Genomic DNA, 18,662 nt, shown 5'->3' on the forward strand with positions numbered 1-18,662 from the left:
CACTGTCATTTGGTACTGGGGCACGCTACGCGCCACCACGTTGCTTAACGTTACTTGCGCTTGATGAACCAAAAGAGTTCATGACGCCGAATGGCCTTGCGGAAAAACTCGTTCTCACCCCACGGCGAGACGGCCCTTCCAGCCAGCAGACGCTGTATGACTCGCCGCACCCGCCGTTTGAACGGCATCTGCGGTTGCAAGTCATGCATCATGCCCAGCGACATGGCCTTTTCACACTGCCGCTCCTCCGATACTGGCAGGCAATATGGTTGCAAAATGTAAGAGGAGTCGAAGCATGGCGGCAAAGCGACACTATTGCCCGAATCCCCCATCGGCCAGCGGTCGTTGTCATGCAGATGGTTGGCGTAGCCGAGCAAGGTAGTCGGCTGCCATTCCAGGCCCTGCAAGGCTTGCAAGACGGCTTGCTGCGCGCAGATATGGTCGGGGTGCGGATCGATCACCGGATGCGGCAACACGATGACCTCAGGTCGCGCCCTCAACAGCACGGCCCGCAGGTCCGCCAGCAGGTTGTTCCAGGTCGGCTGGCCGTCGGCATCGGCGGGCAGCGGGAACGGGTTGAATTGGCGAAACAGGCGAATATCGCTCAACTCGGCTTCCCGCGACGCAACGGCGCGCGCAGGCTCAGCTTTCATCGCCGCCAACTGCAGGCAAAAGTACCCGAGCTGAACGCAGTGTTCCTGCGGCACGCCAGCCCAGCGCGGCACGGCAATACTGTCCCAGGCTCGCAGCCGGCCCTTGAGGCGTGCCGCTTCAGGCTTGCCCAGACCCATGTGCTGATAATGCTCGGCTTCGATCTCACCGGCGGTCAGCGTCACAATCCAGGGCTGTGCGGCCTGGCTGTACAGGCCAAAGGCAGCCAGTTCGGCGTCGTCGGCATGCGGTGCAATCACCATCACCCGCTGCTGACGCACATCCGGCTGGCGGAATACGGACAGCACAGGCTCACCCTGTATTCGGCAAAACCGGCCACGCAACAGCAACTGCCCAGCCAGCAAGGCTTGCGCCTGGCCGGTGAGGTTGAGGTAGCGCAGGCCGTTGACGCCGCGCTCGAACACCTGGCGGTCGCCGCCCGGTAACGCGACATAGGGGTCGATAAAGCGTCCGAGCAGGTTGCTCTTGAGCCGCAGTGCGAGGATCAAGGTCTCATCACCCGCCAGCTCCAGCGCCTGGCCGAGCACCAAACGGCCCTTGTCCAACGTTACCTTGGATTGTTCGGTATCGGCGGCAAATTGATACTGATAGTCGTCCTTGGGCGAGTAAAACAAGTGGTCGGCAAACCAGGCTTCATGGGCCACCCAGGCCAGCACTGCCAACAGCAGCGGCAACCACCAGGCCACCAGCACACCCACCGCAATCAGCACCAGCAGGCTGACCAGCAGCCCGATGCGCTTATTGCGGCGATGGCGCTTGAGCAGCGCCTGTTTGCGACTTGTCGAGGCACTCATACGGTGAACACCGGCACGGGGTTGCACCAGCGGTCCTTGTACTCACGGTCCGCGCGGCCGAACGAAAAACGCAGGGGCTTGCCCACGTCTCGCGCCTGTTCCCAGGCACTTTGCGTATTGAGAAAGCTCAGCACGCTGCCGGGGCTGAATGCGCGGGTTTCGGGGTCTACGCCGCCATTGATGTATTCGACGCTGACCCACTGCGGCGCTTCAACGCGATACACCAGTTGCACGGCAATCGGCGCATCGTTGAGGAAAATCACCGATCCGATCAGCCACTCACGCAGCAGCTCGATCACCTGCGCCATGTGCGCGGCACCGGTGGCCGCGAAGCCCCAGCGGCGCTGGAACAGGTCGCAGTAGATCGCCGCCAGCTCGGCGCTGGAGAAGTCCTGCACCGGCCGCACCACACCGCCCGCCTCTTCCAGCAGGCGCAATTCACGGCGCTGGTTATAGCGAAACTTTTTCGACAATTCTTCGGGAGTACGCGCCATGGCCAACTGTTCGGCCTGAAGCTTGATACCGGTAAAACGGCCTTCATTGAGGGCCGACAGGTAACGCGCGCGATGGCGCAGCGGCGCCTGGGCATCAACGGCGGCGGGCAGGATCAACTCGGCGTTGCCGAGGTCGAACAAGCCTTTTTTGCCATTGCGCTTGAGCACGTCCTTGGACAACGCCAGGTCGCGCCCCCAGGTCGCAATGCAGGCTTTAAGCTCACCGCTGTGCTCCCAGGCCAAATAGCGCACCGGAATTTCGGCCAGCCCGGCCAGACGCTCGACCACCTGCGGATGGGTGGCGACACTGCCGCCAAAACGCTGCCAGGCATCGCTGTAGGTCGGCGCGTCAACCACCGACCAACCGCGCTCGCGAAAGCCTTGGAATCGATTGAGCATCAAGCCCTCGCGGTCAGTTCGGTGACAGCAGGCAACTGCCAGAAGGTATCGCGCACAGCCTGATCCGAAAACCGCTGGTGCAGGCGCTCAAGCATCATCTCGGCGCACTGCTGGTGCTGCTGACGATCCATCGCGGCCAAATGCCGAAGGCCCTGCCCCAAGTGGTCGGCATCACCAAACGGAAACAGGATGCCCACGCCTTCAACCACTTCCCGCGCGCCGCCACACGAGGTGGCGAGCAGCGGCACGCCAGCGGCCATGGCCTCCAGCAGCACCATGCCGAACGGCTCATGGTCGGAGCTGAGGGCAAAGACGTCGAATGCACGGAAATACCGGCGCGCATCCGGCACCTGGCCGAGGAACAGTACCTGTTCGGCAATGCCCAGTTCGCGGGCCAGCGACTTGAGGTCTTGCTCCAGGCGGCCGGTGCCGAGGATCGCCAACCGGCTCTGCGCCGGCAAATGCGGCAAGGCCAAGGCAAAACCTTTGAGCAAGGTGGCTTGGTCCTTGTCCGGGTGCAGGCGGCCGACATTGCCGACCACCCACTCATCCGGCGACAGCCCCAAGGCATCACGCGCCTCATCGGCCGACACCTGCAACGCTTGCATGGCCTGCACATCGATGCGGTTATACAAGGTCTGGATACGGGCCGCCGGCCAGGCCGGGAGGCAGCGGCGCATATCGTCGCGCACCGCATCGGACACACCGAGCAGGCTCAGGCGCTTGCTGAAAATCGAAGCAAACAGCTTGCGGCTGCGGCGCTGATAATCACCAAAGGCGTGATGCACGCCGATCACCGGCAGGCGCGTACCGAGCAAGGCGATATAGATCGGCTTGAAGCGGTGGGCGATGCACAAACTGAAGTTGCGCGATGCGGCGATCTTGCGCAACTCACGGATGGCGCCCAGCTTGAGGCCACGAATGGCCCTGGAGCTGAACTCCATGAACAGCACCTCATCAGAGGCGCAAGCGGCGGCGACATCGGGGTCGGCGACCCCGGTGAGAAACACCGTGGTCACCTTGTAGCCGGTGCCTGCGAACAGGCTGGCGTACTGCCGCGCGCAGTCCAGGAACGGCCCGTCATAGCCGTGGCAGAACTGCAGGACGTGGCGCTCAGCCGACCGAGTCATAAGGGTCCACGCCGTCTTTGACGACCAGGATGTCTTCCATGATCAGGTACTGCAGGTCAGAGCCGAAGAACATGTTCAGCGCGTCGGTCGGCGAGCAGATCATCGCTTCGCCACGGCGGTTGAGCGAGGTGTTCAACGACACGCCGTTGCCGGTCAATACTTCCAGCTCTTTCATCATGTCGTAGTAACGCGGGTTGTATTCGCGCTTGAGCACCTGGGCGCGGGAGGTGCCATCTTCATGGACCACTTCCGGTACGCGGGTTTTCCACTCTTCGGACACTTCAAAGGTGAAGGTCATGAACGGCGCCGGGTGATCGACCTTGATCATCTGCGGGGCCACGGTGTCGAGCATCGACGGGCAGAAAGGCCTCCAGCGCTCGCGGAACTTGATCTGGTGGTTAATGCGGTCGGCCACGCCGGTCGCGCTCGGGCAACCGATGATCGAACGACCGCCCAAGGCACGCGGGCCGAACTCCATGCGGCCCTGGAACCAGGCCACCGGGTTGCCGTCGACCATGATCTTGGCGATGCGCTTGGGCATGTTTTCGATCTTGCGCCATACCGGCTTGCTTTCGTGCCTGGCGCACGCGGCAATCACGTCTTCGTTGCTGTAGGACGGGCCGAGATAGACGTGTTCCATCTTCTCCACCGGCACACCACGGGCGTGGGACACATAGGCCGCGGCGCCAACCGCGGTGCCGGCATCGCCGGACGCAGGCTGCACGAACAGCTCTTTCACGTCATCGCGGGCAATGATCTTCTGGTTCAGCTTGACGTTCAGCGCGCAACCACCGGCGAACGCCAGCTTGCCGGTGTCCTTGAGGATGTCGCCCAGGTAGTGGTCGATCATCTGCAAGGCCAGTTTTTCGAACAGCGCCTGCATGCTGGCCGCGTAGTGGATGTACGGCTCGTCGGCGATATCGCCTTCGCGCTTGGGCCCCAGCCACTCGATCAGTTTCGGCGAGAAGTAGAACCCCTTGCCCTTCTCTTTGTAACGGCGCAGGCCGATGACGTTGGCGTAGTCGGTGTTGATCACCAACTCGCCGTTTTCAAACGAGGCCAGGCGCGAGAAATCGTATTTGCTGGCGTCACCATAGGGCGCCATGCCCATGACCTTGAACTCGCCGTCGAGCATCTCGAAACCGAGGAACTCGGTGATCGCGCCATACAGGCCGCCGAGGGAGTCCGGGTCGTAGAATTCCTTGATCTTGTGGATCTTGCCGTTTTCGCCGTAGCCGAAGAACGTGGTGGCGTACTCACCTTTGCCGTCGATGCCCAGGATCGCGGTTTTTTCCTGGAAACCCGAGCAGTGGTAGGCGCTGGAGGCGTGAGCCAGGTGGTGTTCAACCGGTTCGATCTTGATTTTCTTCGGATCGAAGCCCAGTTGCTCCAGGCACCAGACGATCTTGTTGCGGTAACGCTTGTAGCGACGGTTGCCCATCAGGATCGCGTCAAGGGCGCGGTCCGGGGCGTACCAGTAACGCTTGGCGTAGTGCCAGCGCGCCTCGCCGAACAGGCTGATCGGGGCGAACGGAATCGCCACCACGTCAACGTCGGAAGGCTTGATGCCGGCTTGTTCCAGGCAGAACTTCGCCGATTCGTAGGGCATGCGGTTCTTTGCATGTTTGTCGCGTACGAAGCGCTCTTCTTCGGCGGCCGCGATCAGCTTGCCGTCGATATACAGGGCTGCGGAAGGATCATGGCTAAGGGCGCCGGACAGGCCAAGAATCGTCAATGCCACTGGGGTCTAGCCTCTTTTAGTCTGCATGCAGGCGGGTTGCGCCTGAAAAAAGTGTGCCTCCCGCCTGAGCGAGAAACAGCTAAAGGGCGGGATTATAACTTAAAAGCAGCAGGAAGCTGTTAGCGGCAAGCGGCAAGCGGGTTACGGGTAGGTCTCGGTGCTGCCGTCCTTGCTTCGGCCAATGATGATCCCCGTGGCTACGAGCGACCGGGGCGCCAGTAAATGCCCATATTGCCCAGCGTGCCCTGCTGGTAGATCGTATAGGGCAGCACCACGGTATCAACAATACCCGAGGCGGTCATATCCACCAGTATCACCGGCACCAGTACGCCCGTGATGTCCGGGGGCGCGTTGAGCAGGCAAAAGTTGAATGCCAGGCCGCTATAGGCACGGGGAATGGACTCGCAGTAGGTTTTTTGCTTGCGCAACTCGCGGGTCGCTGACAGATCATCGCGAAAAACCGTGTTAACGGTTCCGCACCCACTTAACGCCAATGAAAACGCCCCCAGTGCAGCCGCCAGTTTTGTGCCCATCGCCAACCCCTCGAATAGTCGTCAGCCACGCTAGCATCGGGATGCTGTGAGCCCCCAGATCACAATGTCCCAATGTTTCGTGGGAAATATCCCGAGCAACAGCACTAACCAACTGGTTAAACTCTCGCCTCTTTTGCGCGTTTACAGCGTTAAGCGCCACAGATTCCGGCTGACTGATGAAAACCCTCGCCCGCTTTACCCTTCTGCTGCCCGGCCTGTTCGCCGTGTGCGACACCGCCGTGGCTGAAGACACCGCCCTGGTCCTCGACCCCAGCGTCGTTACCGGCTCACGCAGCGCCAGCCCGACGTTCGGCCTGCCGTACTCGGTCGACAGCATCAGCCATGAGCAGATCAGCGACGGCCAGCTCGGCATCAACGCCTCCGAGGCCTTGTCCCGCGTGCCGGGCCTGGTGGTGCAAAACCGCCAGAACTACGCCCAGGACCTGCAGATTTCCTCCCGTGGCTTCGGCGCGCGCTCGGCGTTTGGCGTGCGCGGCATCAAGTTGATCGCCGACGGCATCCCGGCCAGCACTCCGGACGGCCAGGGCCAGGCGGCCACCTTCAACCTCGACACCGCCGAGCGCATTGAAGTGCTGCGCGGCCCGGCCGCCACCTTGTATGGCAGCAACGCCGGCGGCGTGATCCAGATGTTTTCCCGCGACGGCGAAGGCCCGCCACGCATCGGCGCCGAAACCCTGGTGGGCAGCGACGGCCTGAGCAAAAACCACCTTACCGCCGAAGGCGCGGCGAACGGTGCAGGTTTTGTGCTCGACGCTTCGCGCATGGACACCGATGGCTATCGCGACCACAGCAGCGCACGACGCGACCAGACCTTTGCCAAGCTCAACGTGCAGCCGGATGACGACAGCAAGTTGGCGCTGATCTATAGCAGCCTGGAACAGAACGGCACGCAGGATCCGCTGGGGCAAACCTGGGAAGCCTACAAAGCCGACCCGCGCTCGGTCGCGCCGGCTGCGTTGCAGTACAACACGCGAAAAAGCATCGATCATCAGCAATTGGGCATGAATTACGAACGTTATATCGGTGATGCGACGTTGCAGGTAAACGCGTATACCGGGCGCAGGAGTGTGATTCAGTACCTGTCGATTCCGGACAAGTTCGCCAGTGGCGCGCCCAACCCGGCAAACGCTCGCGGCGGCGTGGTCGCGTTCGACCGCCAGTTCTACGGTGGCTCCGTCCACTGGCTGCAACCCATCACCAGCGCCCCCGGCGAGTTGACCCTGATCACCGGCCTCGATTACGACCGCAGCCAGGATGACCGCCAAGGCTATTCCAACACCCTGGATGGCGTGCACGGCGTCAAAGGCGCCCTGGGCCGTGACGAGATCGACACCGCCACCAGCCTCGACCCGTTCGTGCAGGCCAACTGGCTGCTGGGCGACTGGACCCTGCAAGCCGGCCTGCGCCACAGCAGTATGAAGATGGACGTGGACGACCACTTCACCAGCGACGGTAATGACAGCGGCAGCAAGACCTACCAGAAGAACACGCCTTCGGTCAGCGTGATGTACGCCTTTACGCCGGACCTGCATGGCTATGTGAGCGCGGGCAAAGGCTTCGAAACCCCGACCCAGGCGGAGTCGGCGTATTCGAGTAGCGCCAATGGCTTTAACTTTGCGCTCGAGCCGTCGGTCAGCAAACAGTATGAAGTCGGCCTGAAAGCCAAGCTTGGCCAGGACACGCGCCTCAACGCTGCGCTATTCCAGATCACGACTGACGACGAGTTGGTCGTGCAGCAATCCAGCGGCGGTCGCACCACCTACCAGAACGCCGGTAAAACCCTGCGCCGAGGCTTCGAGCTGGGCCTGGAAAGCCAACTCGGCGAACAGTGGAGCACCACCCTCGCCTACACCCGCCTGCAAGCGACCTACAACAGCGACTTTACCAACAGCGGGAAGGCTATCGACAAGGGCAACTACTTGCCCGGCGTGCCGCAAACCACCCTCTTCGCCGAGCTGAACTGGAAACCCCGCGACTGGGTCAGCACCGCCCTCGAAGGCCTGTACCGCAGCAAGGTCTACGTCGAAGACACCAACCAGCAACGCGCCGCGCCGGGCTACAGCGTGTTCAACTGGCGGGCGCGCTTTGAGCAGAAGGTGGAGCACTGGACCTTTCACCAGACGGTGCGCCTGGATAACTTGCTGGATCGCCAGTATGTGGGTTCGGTGATTGTGGGGGACGGCAACTTCCGCTACTACGAAGCGGCGCCTGGAAGGTCCTGGTATGCCGGGGCCGGGGCTGAATATCAGTTCTGATGATCGTTCCCACGCTCCGCGCGGGGATGCATCCCGTGACGCTCCGCGTCACCTTGCACGTGGCTTGAGGAGCGGGACGCAGAGCGTCCGGGGCGGCATTCCCACGCAGAGCGTGGGAATGATCATTGCACCTGTTTGGGCAAACGTGCATCGATCAGCTGGTACAACGCACTGCTCTCAGGCCAGTTACGCATAAACCGCGCGCGGTCCTTGGCGAACGCCGGCGCGAAGCTGGCGACCGAGCTGTGCTGACACATGGCGTCCAGGTCGATCAACGCCCAGCGATCCTCGGCCCAGAACAGGTTATGGCCCTTGAAATCACCATGGCTGATGCGCTCGCGGATCAGCTCGGCGAACAAATGGTCCAGGGCCAGCAGTTCATTTTCGGGCGCATCGCCTTTCTCAACATAGGGCGCGAAGCGCTCGATGATGTCCGGCCCCGGCAAGTATTCCGTCACCAGGTAAGCCCGGCTGCGCAGCCACAAAAAGCGTTTTTCCAACACCGCCAGCGGCTTGGGCGTGGCGATGCCAAGGAACGCCAGGCGGTTGCCCTCGCGCCACGAATGCCAGGCCCGGCTGGGGCGCCAGAAGCGCTTGAGCCAATGGGCAAAACCCTTGATGTTGTAGCGCTTGATCACCAGCGGCCGCCCGCCCGCTTCGACCTTGGCAACCGTGGCCGCGCCACCGGTTTTGTACACATGGCCTTGGTCGAGCAACGCGTCGGCCTGTTCCAGCACCGGCAGCATCGCCGCCTCTTCCTCGCGACGAATCGCACGCAAGGCAAAGGCGCCACGCACCACGCTGAACAGCGTGCATTCACGGCCAACCTTGTTCAGAAAGTCTTTCAAGCGCCAGGCGCTGACCTTGCGCACCTGTTTTTCCAGGGCCTGCAGCGGCAAGGCGTGTTCGCCGTTGCTCAGCAGGTAGTACACCAGCAATTCTTCGGTAAACGGTTCGAGGTTTTTCGGCAACTGGGCGAAGAACACGCCAAGGTTTTCCAGCACCCGGTTGCGCGACAGCGGCTTGCCCGCCTCCTCAACACGAATCCCGGCGCCATCGATCAGGTACAGCTTGCCGTCCTGGCGCAGCAGGTTGTCCAGGTGCAGGTCTTCTTGCCACAGGCCTTTGGCGTGCATCTGCGCAATCGCGCCCAACGCCTCGGCGAGTACGGCGGTTTGCTCGTCCGCCAGTGGCGGCAACCCCTCGACCGCCTGCCAGGCATCGGCGAGGCTTTCGGCACCTTCGATAAATTCAAACAGCAGCCAGCCGCCCTCGCCTTCCTGCAAGCCATCGGCCAGCAATTGTGGCGTGGTCAGGCCTTGCTCGGCCAGCAGGCGCACGCCGCAGAGCTCACGCTGAAAATGCCGCGCGGCCTTGCTGCCTACCAGCAACTTGGCCAACACCGGGCGGCCGCGCCAGACGGCGGCGCCCACGTAGCGTTCGCCCGGCAACACGCGCAACAGGTTGAGCAGTTGCAGCTGGCCTGTGCCTGCGGCGTCGGCCAGCTCGAGGGTCAGCGGCAGCTCGGGCGTGCGGCCGGCTTTTTTCAGTTCGGACAAGCGCATCAGCGCTTCTCCTTGTGGCTGCGCCGGGCCGTCAGGCGCTCGAACCAGGCGCCCACCAGCGCGCTGTCTTCAGGCTGGTCCAGATACGCCGCCAGCAGTTGCCGCACTTGCGCATCCGACCACTGCGGCGCACGGCGCAGCAACGGCTCCAGGTCCTTGACCCGATCACGCCGGCCGAACAGCAGCGGGCGGGTTTTCTCCAGGTCGATCAACTGCGCGGCATAACCGTCTCCGAGCGGTTGCAGGAAAATATGCTTGGGGTAAAAACAGCCATGCACCTGACCGACGCTGTGCAGGTGGCGCGCCAGCTGCCCACACGCCAGCAGGATCGCACGGTGCTGGGCGTCGCTCAGTTGCGGCCATTGCTCGAGCAATGAGTCCAGGTCATTCCAGCCGTCCAGGGCGCGGGTCAGCAGCATCGCGCGGCGCTCGCCTTCAACCTTGCGTTCACCGAAAAACGCTGCCTGCAACGCCGGAATACCCAGCTGCCGGTAGCGGCTGATATTACGAAACTCGCGGGCAAAGGTCGGCTCGCCGAACGGCTTGCTGAGCGTGCGCGTCAGGTAGTTGCTCTGGCGCTTGAGGTAGTAACCCTGGCCTTCAAGCTCCAGGCGAAACACGCTGCTCCAGCCGCCGTCGCTGGTATTGGGTTCATCCACCGCGTCCAGTTGCCTGGCCCACAGCGCATCGAAGTCAGCCAGGCCGTGGCGCGCAAGCAATGCGCGATCATCGGCCGCCAGAAAATCAGTCATTCGCGCCCCTCGAAAAACTTCACCACGTGGCGGATTCGCTGTTTGTCCGAAGCCGTCAGGTGCGTGCGTTGGCGGTATTGCAGGTAGAAGCGCAGGCGCTGGGTGGCCGACAAGTGATACTTGGCGACTTTATCCAGGCAGGCCAGGTCCTTGGTAATACGGTACTTGAGCCAGAAACCGCGCCAGAAATCGCCGTTGGGGCAATCGATCAGGTACAGGGTGCGGTTATCGTCAACCAGCAGGTTGCGCCACTTCAAGTCGTTATGGGTAAAACGGTGCTCGTGCATTGTGCGCGTATATTCGGCCAGTTGACGGCTGATCACGTTGACCCACGTGGGGTCTTTCAAGCACGGATCGTTACGATCGGCCAGCACCGACAGGTCTTCGGTCTTGGGCAACTCGCGGGTGATCATCGCCCCGCGCGCATAAGCCAGCCCCTTGCGCTCAAGGCCCCAGGCCACCACGTCGGCGGTGGGAATCCCCCACTTGGCGAAGCGCTTGAGGTTCTGCCATTCGGACTTCACCCGAGGTTTGCCCAGGTACCGGCGCAGGCCCTTGCCGGCACCGACGTAGCGTTTGACGTAGTAATTGACCCCGCCACGCTCCACCCGAATCACTTCCGACAAGGGGTCGCGCGTCAGTCGCTCACCCTGCAAGGCAAACACTGCCTCCAGGCTGCCAAAGTCATCCGCCAGGGCGGCGTAAGCAGGTTCCAGGTTCCAACCCGCCATCAGATCGCATCCCCCAGGCGTTGCTTGCGCGCATACAGCTTGTCGGCCTTGCGCTGCAACAGGCTCAGGGACGCCGACTGCTCGGCCAGGATCTGGCGCAGCGGCTGGCGGAAGTAGCCTTTGAGAAAGCGCAGCTTGTCGCGCTGAGTCAGGCCGATGTCCAGCGCCGAGTAGTACAGCGCGGACAAGTCCTTGTCGCGCCAGCGCAGCGGCAGGTGGGCGCGCAATTGGGCACGGTGCAGGTCGATCACTGAAAGCTTGATATTACGCGCATCGATCGGCCGGGACGTATCCAGCAGAAAGTGGCACAGGTAGCAGTCGCGGTGATTGACGCCGCCACGGTGCATGTCGCCGACCATGCGTGCCAGTTCAGCGGTGAGCGCATGGCGCAATGCCGGTGCCGGCGGCTCGGCCACCCAGTTGACGGTCAGGTCTTCCAGGCTGATGGTCGGCGCCAGTTCTTCGGTGATGATGAACGAGTGCTGGTCCGCCGGGTTGCTGCCTTTTTCACCGAAGGCCACGCCGGTCATGGTCGGCACGCCCAGTTCCTGCAGGCGGTGGATGGCCGACCATTCCAGGCCGGCACCCAGCACCGGCAACTTGGCGGTGATCAGGTTCTTGAAGATCTCGCCCCAACCGATGCCCCGGTGAATTTTCACGAAATACGGGCGGCCCTCCACCTCGGTACGCAAGGTGCGACGCGCCGCCAGTTCACGAAATACCTGGCCTTGCAGTTTCTCGACTTCGGCAAAGGCATCACGCCCGGCCCATAACGTCTTGAACGGTTCGGCAAGAATCAACTTCATCGTTTCGGCTCCGCCAGAATCACATCTGCCGCGTGCTGCGGCATGCTGTAGAGGTCGGCCGTCTCGGCGAAGGCCAACCCATTGCGGCCCCAGGCCGCGCGCTGTGCAGTGTCGGTGAGCATATGCGTGAGGTACTGGTTGAGCTGCGCTTGTTCAAACGGCTCATCCAGCACCAGCCCGCTGTCGGCTTCGGCAATGTAGTGGGCATAACCACACACCGCCGAGACCAGCACCGGCAACCCGGCCACCAGGGCTTCGAGCAACACGGTACCGGTATTTTCGTTGTACGCCGGGTGAATCAACAGGTCGGCGCCCAGCAGGAAACGCGGGATATCGCTGCGGCCCTTGAGGAACTGCACGTTATCGCCCAGCCCCAAGGTGGCGCTCTGCAAGTGGAATACTTTGGGGTCGTCCTGGCCGATTACAAACAGGCGCGTGCGTTTTTTAAGTTCGGCAGGCAAAGCGGCCACGGCCTTGAGGCTGCGGTCGACGCCCTTGGTCTTGAAGCCGGAACCGATTTGCACCAGCAGCAACTCGTCGTCACGCAGGTTGAATTCCTTGCGGAAACCTTCGCGAATTTCAGCCGCATTCGGCGGCGCGCGGCGGTCCTGGGCAATGCCCGGCGGCAGCAGGTGGAAGCGCTCCAGCGGCGTGTCGTAATGCTTGATGAACAGCGGTTGCTGCACTTCGGAGATCATCAACACTTCGGTCCTGGCGTCTTTGGCGAACACCGCACGTTCGTACTCGGCAAAGTGCTTGTAACGGCCAAAGCTTTTGTACAGCGAGTGGCGCAGGTTTTGCGCCTTGTCTTCAAAGCAGCCGTCGGCGGCGTAGTACACGTCCAGGCCGGGCATTTTGTTGAAGCCGATCAAACGGTCCACCGGGCGCTTGGCCAGGTCGGCTTCCATCCAGGCCAACAGCTTCTCGTTGCGCCGATGGTTGAAGAACGCCTTGACCGGCGCCACCAGCACTTCGAAACCGGGGGGAATGTCGCCTTCCCAGATCAGCGTGTAGACCCGAATCTTATGGCCGCGTTGCTGGCACTCCAGGGCGATGCGCATGAAGTCGCGCTGCAGGCCACCGAAGGGGAAATATTTGTACAAAACAAAAGCCAGTTGCATCAGTGCAGCTCCTCAGCCAATAACAACGTGCTCAGTCGGCTTGCCACACGCTCAGGGTTCAAGCGCGTGAAGCACAGGGGCGACTCGCGCTTGATGTCGAACCGACGCAGGTCGTCGGCCGTCGGTTGATAGGTACAGGTTTTTTGCAGGCACGGCGCGCACGGGAAGTCGCTGGCCAGGTGAATCTGGCCCTTGCCGTAGGCGCCGGTGAGGCCCGGGTTGGTGGGGCCGAACAGGGAGATGGTCGGCACGTCCAGCGCAGCGGCCAAATGGCCCAGGCCCGTGTCCACCGCCACACAGGCGCGGGCACCGGCGAGCACACGGGCGACGCCGGCCAGGTTGAGTTTGGGCAGCACTTCGGCGTTTTGCAGGCCTTGGGCCAAACGCTCGGCGCGGGCCTTTTCGGCGGCATTGCCCCACGGCAACTTCACGTCCACCCCCAGGCGGCCCATGCGTTCGGCCAGCTCACGCCAGTAGGCTTCGGGCCAGTGCTTGGTGTCCCAGGTGGTGCCGTGCAGCAGCAATACAAAGGGGTTTTTCGGCGGCAGGCCGAGCAGCTTGTCGACGCTGAGGCCGTAATCGCCCAGGCCTTTGGGCAAGTCATAACCCAACGCCACGGCGAACAGCTGGCGCAAACGCTCTACCGCATGCTGCCCACGGGCCACGGCCAGCCGGCGCGAGTAGAAACGCGCAGCCAGCGGCTCACGGGCAGAATTTTTATCAAAGCCGGCCACCGGCGCGCGTACATAACGCGTCAACCAGGCGCTTTTGAGCAGCCCTTGGGCATCGATCACCAAATCGTATTTGGTCGACTGCACGCTCTGTTTGAAGCGCCGCCATTCACCGCTCTTGATGGTTTGCCAGATGTTCTTGCGCCAGCGGCGAATCGCCACCGGGATCACTTTGTCCACGGCCGGGTGCCAGGTGGGAATCTCGGCAAAGCCTTCTTCCACCACCCAGTCAAAGCGGATGCCAGGGATCGCCCGCGCCGCGTCGGTCAGTGCCGGCAAGGCGTGGATCACATCGCCCAGGGATGAGGTCTTGACTACCAATACGCGCAAACTAGCGAACCTCGACCGCAGAACCCTGCAACCGCTGCAAGGCTTCATTCACCGGCTGCGGCAGCAACTGACGCATGCAGTTGTAATGGCCAAACCGGCAGGTACGCTCAAAGCACGGGCTGCAATCCAGGCCCAGGCGCACCACTTCAACCTTATCGGCCAAAGGCGGGGTAAAACCGGGCGACGTCGAGCCATATACCGCCACCAAGGGGCGGTTCAGCGCGGCGGCCACGTGCATCAGGCCGGAGTCGTTGGACACCACCGAATCGGCGCAGGAGAGTAAATCGATAGCCTCGGCCAGCGACGTGTCGCCACTGAGGTTCACCGCTTCTTCACGCAGGCCGGGGATCAGGCGCTGGCGAATATCCTCGCCCACCGGATGGTCCTTCTTCGAACCAAACAGCCACACCTGCCAGCCTTCGCGAATCTTCGTCTCGGCGACTTTGGCGTAATGCTCCGACGGCCAGCGCTTGGACTCGCCAAACTCGGCGCCGGGGCACAGCGCCAGCACGGGACGGTCAAGCGCCAGGCCGAACTTGGCCAGCGCTGCGTCACGGCTCACCGGATCGATCTGCAGGCTCGGGCGCGGATAAGGCGCGGGCAACTCGGCACCGGGCTCGTAGGCCAGCGCCATGAAGCGTTCGATCATCAGCGGGTAGCGCGCCTTGTCGAGGGTGCGCACGTCATTGAGCAACACGTAGCGAAACTCGCCGCGCCAGCCGGTACGTTTAGGGATGCCGGCAAAGTACGGCACCAACGCCGACTTGAGCGAGTTGGGCAGCAAAATCGCCTGATCGTACTGGCCGACCATGGATTTGCCGATGCGCCGGCGCGTCGCCAATTCGAGGGCGCCATGGCCAAGCGGGAAGCTCAAGGCCGCGCGCACTTCGGGCATGCGTTCGAGGATCGGCCGGCTCCACTCAGGGGCGAGCACGTCGATTTGGCAGTCAGGATGGCGTTGCTTGAGGCACTGGAACAGTGTCTGCGCCATCACCATGTCACCGACCCAACTAGGCCCAACGATCAGAATATTCATGTAGTTTCCACAAACGATGCGGGGAGGCTTATGCCTCCCCGCATCGTTATTTACTGTAGGTCACGGTAGCCACTTTGTGTCAGAGCTGGCTTGTGTGGGAGCTGGCTTGCCTGCGAAGGCATCAACTCGGTATCACTGATAAACCGAGGCGTCTGCATCGCGGGCAAGCCCGGTTCCCACACAAAGCTGTGTGTCCACATTAGATTGGCATCCCACATTTAATCGAGTTTCAGCTTAACCCCAGTTCATTCCAGATTCGCATCACCTGGCGCCGTTCGTCGGCGAACTGATCCCCGGCTACCGTGCCGGCCTCGTTTTGCAAGGCCTGGCGGTGCGCGGCGGAACGGTAGGCCTTGTACACCTCACGCAACAGATGGGCATCGGCGGCGGGCATCAGCCCGACCTGCTCCAAGCCTTCCAGAATGCGGATATTGTCGGTATAGCGCAGCAACGATGGATGTTGCGCAGACCACGCCAAAGCCGCGTATTGCACCATAAATTCAATATCGACGATACCTCCGGCGTCTTGCTTGAGGTCGAACACGGTCGCCGGCTCGAAGGCATTCGCCCCCGTCCCGGCAGCCGTAGCCTTGGTGCCCAGGTTGTCGCGCATCTTGGCGCGCATCTCGCTGACTTCCTGGCGCAGCTTCGCCAAGTCACGTTCACGCCCCAGTACTTTAGCCCGTACCTGTTCAAACGCGTGGCCCACATCCTGGCTGCCCACCAGCACCCGCGCGCGGATCAGGGCCTGATGTTCCCAGGTCCAGGCTTCATTTTCCTGGTAGCGCTCAAACGCCCCAAGCGAGCTGACCAGCAAACCGGAGGCGCCGGAAGGTCGCAGGCGCATGTCCACTTCATACAATTGGCCGGAGTTGGTCTGGGTGGTGAGCAGGTGAATGATCCGCTGGCCCAGGCGCGTAAAGAACTGCGCGCCGTCGATGGGTTTGGCGCCATCGGTTTCGGCCTGCGGGTCGCCGTCGTGGACGAACACCAGATCCAGGTCCGAGCCATGCCCCAACTCGATACCGCCGACCTTGCCATAACCCACAATAATGAAACCCGGGTCGCACAGGCTGCCGTCCACCCGCTGTGGAGAGCCATGGCGGGCGACCGTCTGGCGCCAGGCCAGGGCCAGCACTTGTTCGAGAATGGCCTCGGCGAGCCAGGTCAAATAGTCGCTGACTTTCATCAACGGCAGGCTACCGGCAATTTCCGAGGCGGCTACACGCAGGCGGTGGGCCAGTTTGAAATGCCGCAAGGCCTCCATCTGTTGCTCAAGGTCATCTTCGGGGATGCGTGTGAGGCGCTCACGCAGCTCAGCGGCGAGTTCCGGCGCCAACGGTGGTTTGAACAGGCGGCCTTCGTTGAGCAATTCGTCGAGCAGCAGCGGGAAGCGCGTGATTTGCTCGGCAATCCAGGGGCTGGCGGCGCACAGCGTCAACAAGCGGCGCAGGGCGTCGGGGTTTTCGGTCAGCAGTACCAGATAGGCAGAGCGTCGCGCCACGGCCTCCACCAGCGGCAGCACGCGTTCGAGCACCAGATCCGGGTTGGCGTGTTCGACCGCCTGGGCCAGCAGGCGCGGGATAAAGGCGTCGAGCCGCTCGCGACCGAGGCGCTGCATGGCGCGCAACTGCGGGCTGCCACGCAGGCCCGCCAGGGCTTTGAGGGCTTTGGGCGCGTCGGTAAAACCGCCTTCGGCCAGTTGGCGACACGCGGCGTCTTCGTCCTGGGACTCTTCCCACAACGGCAACCACTCCCCACCCACCACCAGCTCGCTTTCTGCGCCTTCCTCTTCGTCCGGATCAGCGATCACCTGACGGAAGTGCCAGTCCACACGGCCACGCCAATACATCAGTCGCTCATGGAACGCGGCCCAATCGGCAAAGCCCAGCATAAAGGCGATGCGCGCCTGATCTTCCGGGCTGTCCGGCAGCATTTGCGTCTGACGGTCGGCAATCGCCTGGATCGCGTGTTCGGTATAACGCAGGAATTCATAGCCATTGCGCAGTTCGGCGATCACTGCAGGCGGCAAGTAGCCCTGGCCTTCAAGCGTGCCGAGCACCATCAGCAGCGGCCGCTGCTGCAGGCTCAGGTCGCGGCCACCGTGGATCAACTGGAACGCCTGGGCGATAAATTCCACCTCGCGAATGCCGCCCGAGCCCAGCTTGATATTCTCGGCCATGCCCTTGCGCCGCACTTCCTGCTGGATCAACTGCTTCATGGTGCGCAGCGCTTCAATCGCGGAAAAATCCAGGTAACGGCGGTAAACGAACGGGCGCAGCATATCCAGCAATTGCGCACCGGCCACTTGATCGCCGGCCACCACGCGCGCCTTGATCATGGCGTAGCGTTCCCAGTCGCGGCCTTGATCCTGGTAGTACTGCTCCAGCGCATTGAAGCTGAGCACCAGCGCACCAGCCGAACCGTAGGGGCGCAGGCGCATGTCGACACGGAAGACAAAACCATCGACCGTCATCGGGTCGAGGGCCTTGATCAGTTTTTGACCAAGGCGAATGAAAAACTCCTGGTTGTCCAGCGCGCGCTTCACGCCCACGGTTTCGCCGCCTTCGGGGTAGGCGAAGATCAGGTCGATGTCCGACGACAGGTTCAACTCCACCGCGCCGAGTTTGCCCATGCCAAGAATGACCATGTGCTGGGCTTCGCCGCTGCGCCGGCCGGTGGGTGTGCCGAACTGCACGCAGTGGCGCTGGTACAGCCACTGGTACGCCTGGTCGATGCTGGCGTCGGCCATGTCGGAGAGGTCGCGACAGGTTTGCACCAAGTCCGCCTGTCGGGTCAGGTCGCGCCAGATAATGCGCACTTGCTGGCGCGTGCGCTGGCGGCGCAGCACGCGGCCCAACTCATCTTCTGTTTCGGCCTGTTGCACGGCACCGGCGATCTGGCTGCACAGCTCACCGGGCGCAAAGCCGCGGTCCAGCTCGCCCCATGCCACCAGCTCAAGCAACATCAAAGGGTCACGAACACTCTGTTCAATGACGAAATCACTGGCGGCGCACACCCGGGCAAAGTCGGCCCACCGTTGCGGCGTCCACGCAGAAAGTCCATGATCGGCGTCCAGCGCGGCCACTGCGTCACGAAATGACTGCTCGGCCCGCTGGGCAAAAGGCAAGAGAATGGCCGGCAGTTCGGCCAGCGTTGGAAGGCTCATGGTCTATCCTTGATCGGCGCGCAAAAGGCGTGTGGTTGTGAAGGCAAGAACCACGCTTGGTGAAGGACTGTCGAACAAAGGTTAGAAATAGCTGAAATTAATTTCATCTTGGCAGCCAACATCAAACTTTCACCTTTTCTTGTTCGCAAATGATCAACAATAACGATTATGCTCACCAGCCAGACCGAGCCATACGCTCAGTCTTGTGTAGTTTTACTACTCGTATATACATTCGAAAGGCTGAAATGGCCGACGATTTGTAGTAAAACTACAGGACGCCGAAGCAACCTTCGGCCATCCAAGAATTTATGTCGTCTGCCCACAAGGCCAGTCGCAAACTTCAGGCAACCGATTCTGGTAGCCTTTCCGCCCTGGAGCAAGC

General features: G+C 62.1%; 14 protein-coding genes. 1 reads left to right on the plus strand and 13 read right to left on the minus strand.

Going from position 1 to position 18,662, the window contains the following annotated elements:
* Positions 1–50: 50 nt before the first annotated feature.
* The 5 genes from BFP92_RS19450 to BFP92_RS19470 form a co-directional block, all read right to left on the minus strand.
* The gene (locus BFP92_RS19450; protein WP_065930706.1) at positions 51–1,466 is read right to left on the minus strand and encodes a PIG-L deacetylase family protein; all 1,416 of its coding nucleotides are present in this window, start codon (positions 1,464–1,466) and stop codon (positions 51–53) included.
* Positions 1,463–2,359 (minus strand): antimicrobial resistance protein Mig-14, encoded by an 897-nt coding sequence (locus BFP92_RS19455; protein WP_065930707.1) that lies wholly within the window; start codon positions 2,357–2,359, stop codon positions 1,463–1,465. The genes BFP92_RS19450 and BFP92_RS19455 overlap by 4 nt, the downstream gene beginning before the upstream one ends.
* Positions 2,359–3,489 carry a glycosyltransferase gene (locus BFP92_RS19460; RefSeq protein ID WP_065930708.1) on the minus strand — a complete coding sequence of 377 codons (1,131 nt, stop codon included), beginning with the start codon at positions 3,487–3,489 and terminating at the stop codon, positions 2,359–2,361. The genes BFP92_RS19455 and BFP92_RS19460 overlap by 1 nt, the downstream gene beginning before the upstream one ends.
* Positions 3,473–5,230: a carbamoyltransferase family protein gene (locus tag BFP92_RS19465; RefSeq protein ID WP_065930709.1), complete on the minus strand. Its 1,758-nt coding sequence runs from the start codon at positions 5,228–5,230 to the stop codon at positions 3,473–3,475. The genes BFP92_RS19460 and BFP92_RS19465 overlap by 17 nt, the downstream gene beginning before the upstream one ends.
* Before the next feature lie 197 nt (positions 5,231–5,427).
* On the minus strand, positions 5,428–5,763 hold the full coding sequence (locus tag BFP92_RS19470) for a YceK/YidQ family lipoprotein (RefSeq protein WP_065930710.1): 336 nt from the start codon (positions 5,761–5,763) through the stop codon (positions 5,428–5,430).
* Positions 5,764–5,939: 176 nt separating this feature from the next.
* Between BFP92_RS19470 and BFP92_RS19475 the strand changes: the two genes are divergently transcribed.
* Positions 5,940–8,039, plus strand: a complete 2,100-nt coding sequence (locus BFP92_RS19475) for a TonB-dependent receptor family protein (protein WP_065930711.1) — start codon at positions 5,940–5,942, stop codon at positions 8,037–8,039.
* Between the two features lie 122 nt (positions 8,040–8,161).
* Here BFP92_RS19475 and BFP92_RS19480 read toward each other — a convergent pair whose 3' ends face one another.
* The 8 genes from BFP92_RS19480 to glnE all read right to left on the minus strand — a co-directional run bounded on the left by BFP92_RS19480 (position 8,162) and on the right by glnE (position 18,280).
* On the minus strand, positions 8,162–9,604 hold the full coding sequence (locus tag BFP92_RS19480) for a lipopolysaccharide kinase InaA family protein (protein ID WP_065930712.1): 1,443 nt from the start codon (positions 9,602–9,604) through the stop codon (positions 8,162–8,164).
* On the minus strand, positions 9,604–10,356 hold the full coding sequence (locus tag BFP92_RS19485) for a lipopolysaccharide kinase InaA family protein (protein ID WP_056860565.1): 753 nt from the start codon (positions 10,354–10,356) through the stop codon (positions 9,604–9,606). Before BFP92_RS19485 ends, BFP92_RS19480 begins: the two co-directional genes overlap by 1 nt.
* On the minus strand, positions 10,353–11,087 hold the full coding sequence (locus BFP92_RS19490; RefSeq protein WP_056860566.1) for a lipopolysaccharide kinase InaA family protein: 735 nt from the start codon (positions 11,085–11,087) through the stop codon (positions 10,353–10,355). The genes BFP92_RS19485 and BFP92_RS19490 overlap by 4 nt, the downstream gene beginning before the upstream one ends.
* Entirely contained in the window at positions 11,087–11,893 is an 807-nt protein-coding gene (gene rfaP, locus BFP92_RS19495; RefSeq protein WP_065930713.1) for a lipopolysaccharide core heptose(I) kinase RfaP, read from the minus strand. The genes BFP92_RS19490 and rfaP overlap by 1 nt, the downstream gene beginning before the upstream one ends.
* Positions 11,890–13,014 carry a glycosyltransferase family 4 protein gene (locus BFP92_RS19500; protein ID WP_065930714.1) on the minus strand — a complete coding sequence of 375 codons (1,125 nt, stop codon included), beginning with the start codon at positions 13,012–13,014 and terminating at the stop codon, positions 11,890–11,892. The genes rfaP and BFP92_RS19500 overlap by 4 nt, the downstream gene beginning before the upstream one ends.
* Positions 13,014–14,075, minus strand: a complete 1,062-nt coding sequence (waaC, locus tag BFP92_RS19505) for a lipopolysaccharide heptosyltransferase I (protein WP_065930715.1) — start codon at positions 14,073–14,075, stop codon at positions 13,014–13,016. The genes BFP92_RS19500 and waaC overlap by 1 nt, the downstream gene beginning before the upstream one ends.
* 1 nt (position 14,076) lies before the next feature.
* Complete coding sequence (gene waaF / locus BFP92_RS19510; protein ID WP_065930716.1) at positions 14,077–15,111, minus strand: lipopolysaccharide heptosyltransferase II; 1,035 nt, start codon at positions 15,109–15,111, stop codon at positions 14,077–14,079.
* Positions 15,112–15,340: 229 nt separating this feature from the next.
* Positions 15,341–18,280 (minus strand): bifunctional [glutamate--ammonia ligase]-adenylyl-L-tyrosine phosphorylase/[glutamate--ammonia-ligase] adenylyltransferase, encoded by a 2,940-nt coding sequence (gene glnE / locus BFP92_RS19515; RefSeq protein ID WP_065930717.1) that lies wholly within the window; start codon positions 18,278–18,280, stop codon positions 15,341–15,343.
* Between the last annotated feature and the right edge of the window lie 382 nt (positions 18,281–18,662).

Origin of the sequence: Pseudomonas sp. 58 R 3 (assembly GCF_900006605.1) — a bacterium.
Taxonomy (GTDB): domain Bacteria; phylum Pseudomonadota; class Gammaproteobacteria; order Pseudomonadales; family Pseudomonadaceae; genus Aquipseudomonas; species Aquipseudomonas salomonii.

Excerpts from the sequence above, each read along its gene's own strand:
- BFP92_RS19450 (WP_065930706.1), bottom strand. The coding sequence starts at position 1,466 with ATGAGTGCCTCGACAAGTCGCAAACAGGCGCTGCTCAAGCGCCATCGC.
- BFP92_RS19455 (WP_065930707.1), bottom strand. The coding sequence starts at position 2,359 with ATGCTCAATCGATTCCAAGGCTTTCGCGAGCGCGGTTGGTCGGTGGTT.
- BFP92_RS19460 (WP_065930708.1), bottom strand. The coding sequence starts at position 3,489 with ATGACTCGGTCGGCTGAGCGCCACGTCCTGCAGTTCTGCCACGGCTAT.
- BFP92_RS19470 (WP_065930710.1), bottom strand. The coding sequence starts at position 5,763 with ATGGGCACAAAACTGGCGGCTGCACTGGGGGCGTTTTCATTGGCGTTA.
- BFP92_RS19475 (WP_065930711.1), top strand. The coding sequence starts at position 5,940 with ATGAAAACCCTCGCCCGCTTTACCCTTCTGCTGCCCGGCCTGTTCGCC.
- BFP92_RS19480 (WP_065930712.1), bottom strand. The coding sequence starts at position 9,604 with ATGCGCTTGTCCGAACTGAAAAAAGCCGGCCGCACGCCCGAGCTGCCG.
- BFP92_RS19485 (WP_056860565.1), bottom strand. The coding sequence starts at position 10,356 with ATGACTGATTTTCTGGCGGCCGATGATCGCGCATTGCTTGCGCGCCAC.
- BFP92_RS19490 (WP_056860566.1), bottom strand. The coding sequence starts at position 11,087 with ATGGCGGGTTGGAACCTGGAACCTGCTTACGCCGCCCTGGCGGATGAC.
- rfaP (WP_065930713.1), bottom strand. The coding sequence starts at position 11,893 with ATGAAGTTGATTCTTGCCGAACCGTTCAAGACGTTATGGGCCGGGCGT.
- BFP92_RS19500 (WP_065930714.1), bottom strand. The coding sequence starts at position 13,014 with ATGCAACTGGCTTTTGTTTTGTACAAATATTTCCCCTTCGGTGGCCTG.
- waaF (WP_065930716.1), bottom strand. The coding sequence starts at position 15,111 with ATGAATATTCTGATCGTTGGGCCTAGTTGGGTCGGTGACATGGTGATG.
- glnE (WP_065930717.1), bottom strand. The coding sequence starts at position 18,280 with ATGAGCCTTCCAACGCTGGCCGAACTGCCGGCCATTCTCTTGCCTTTT.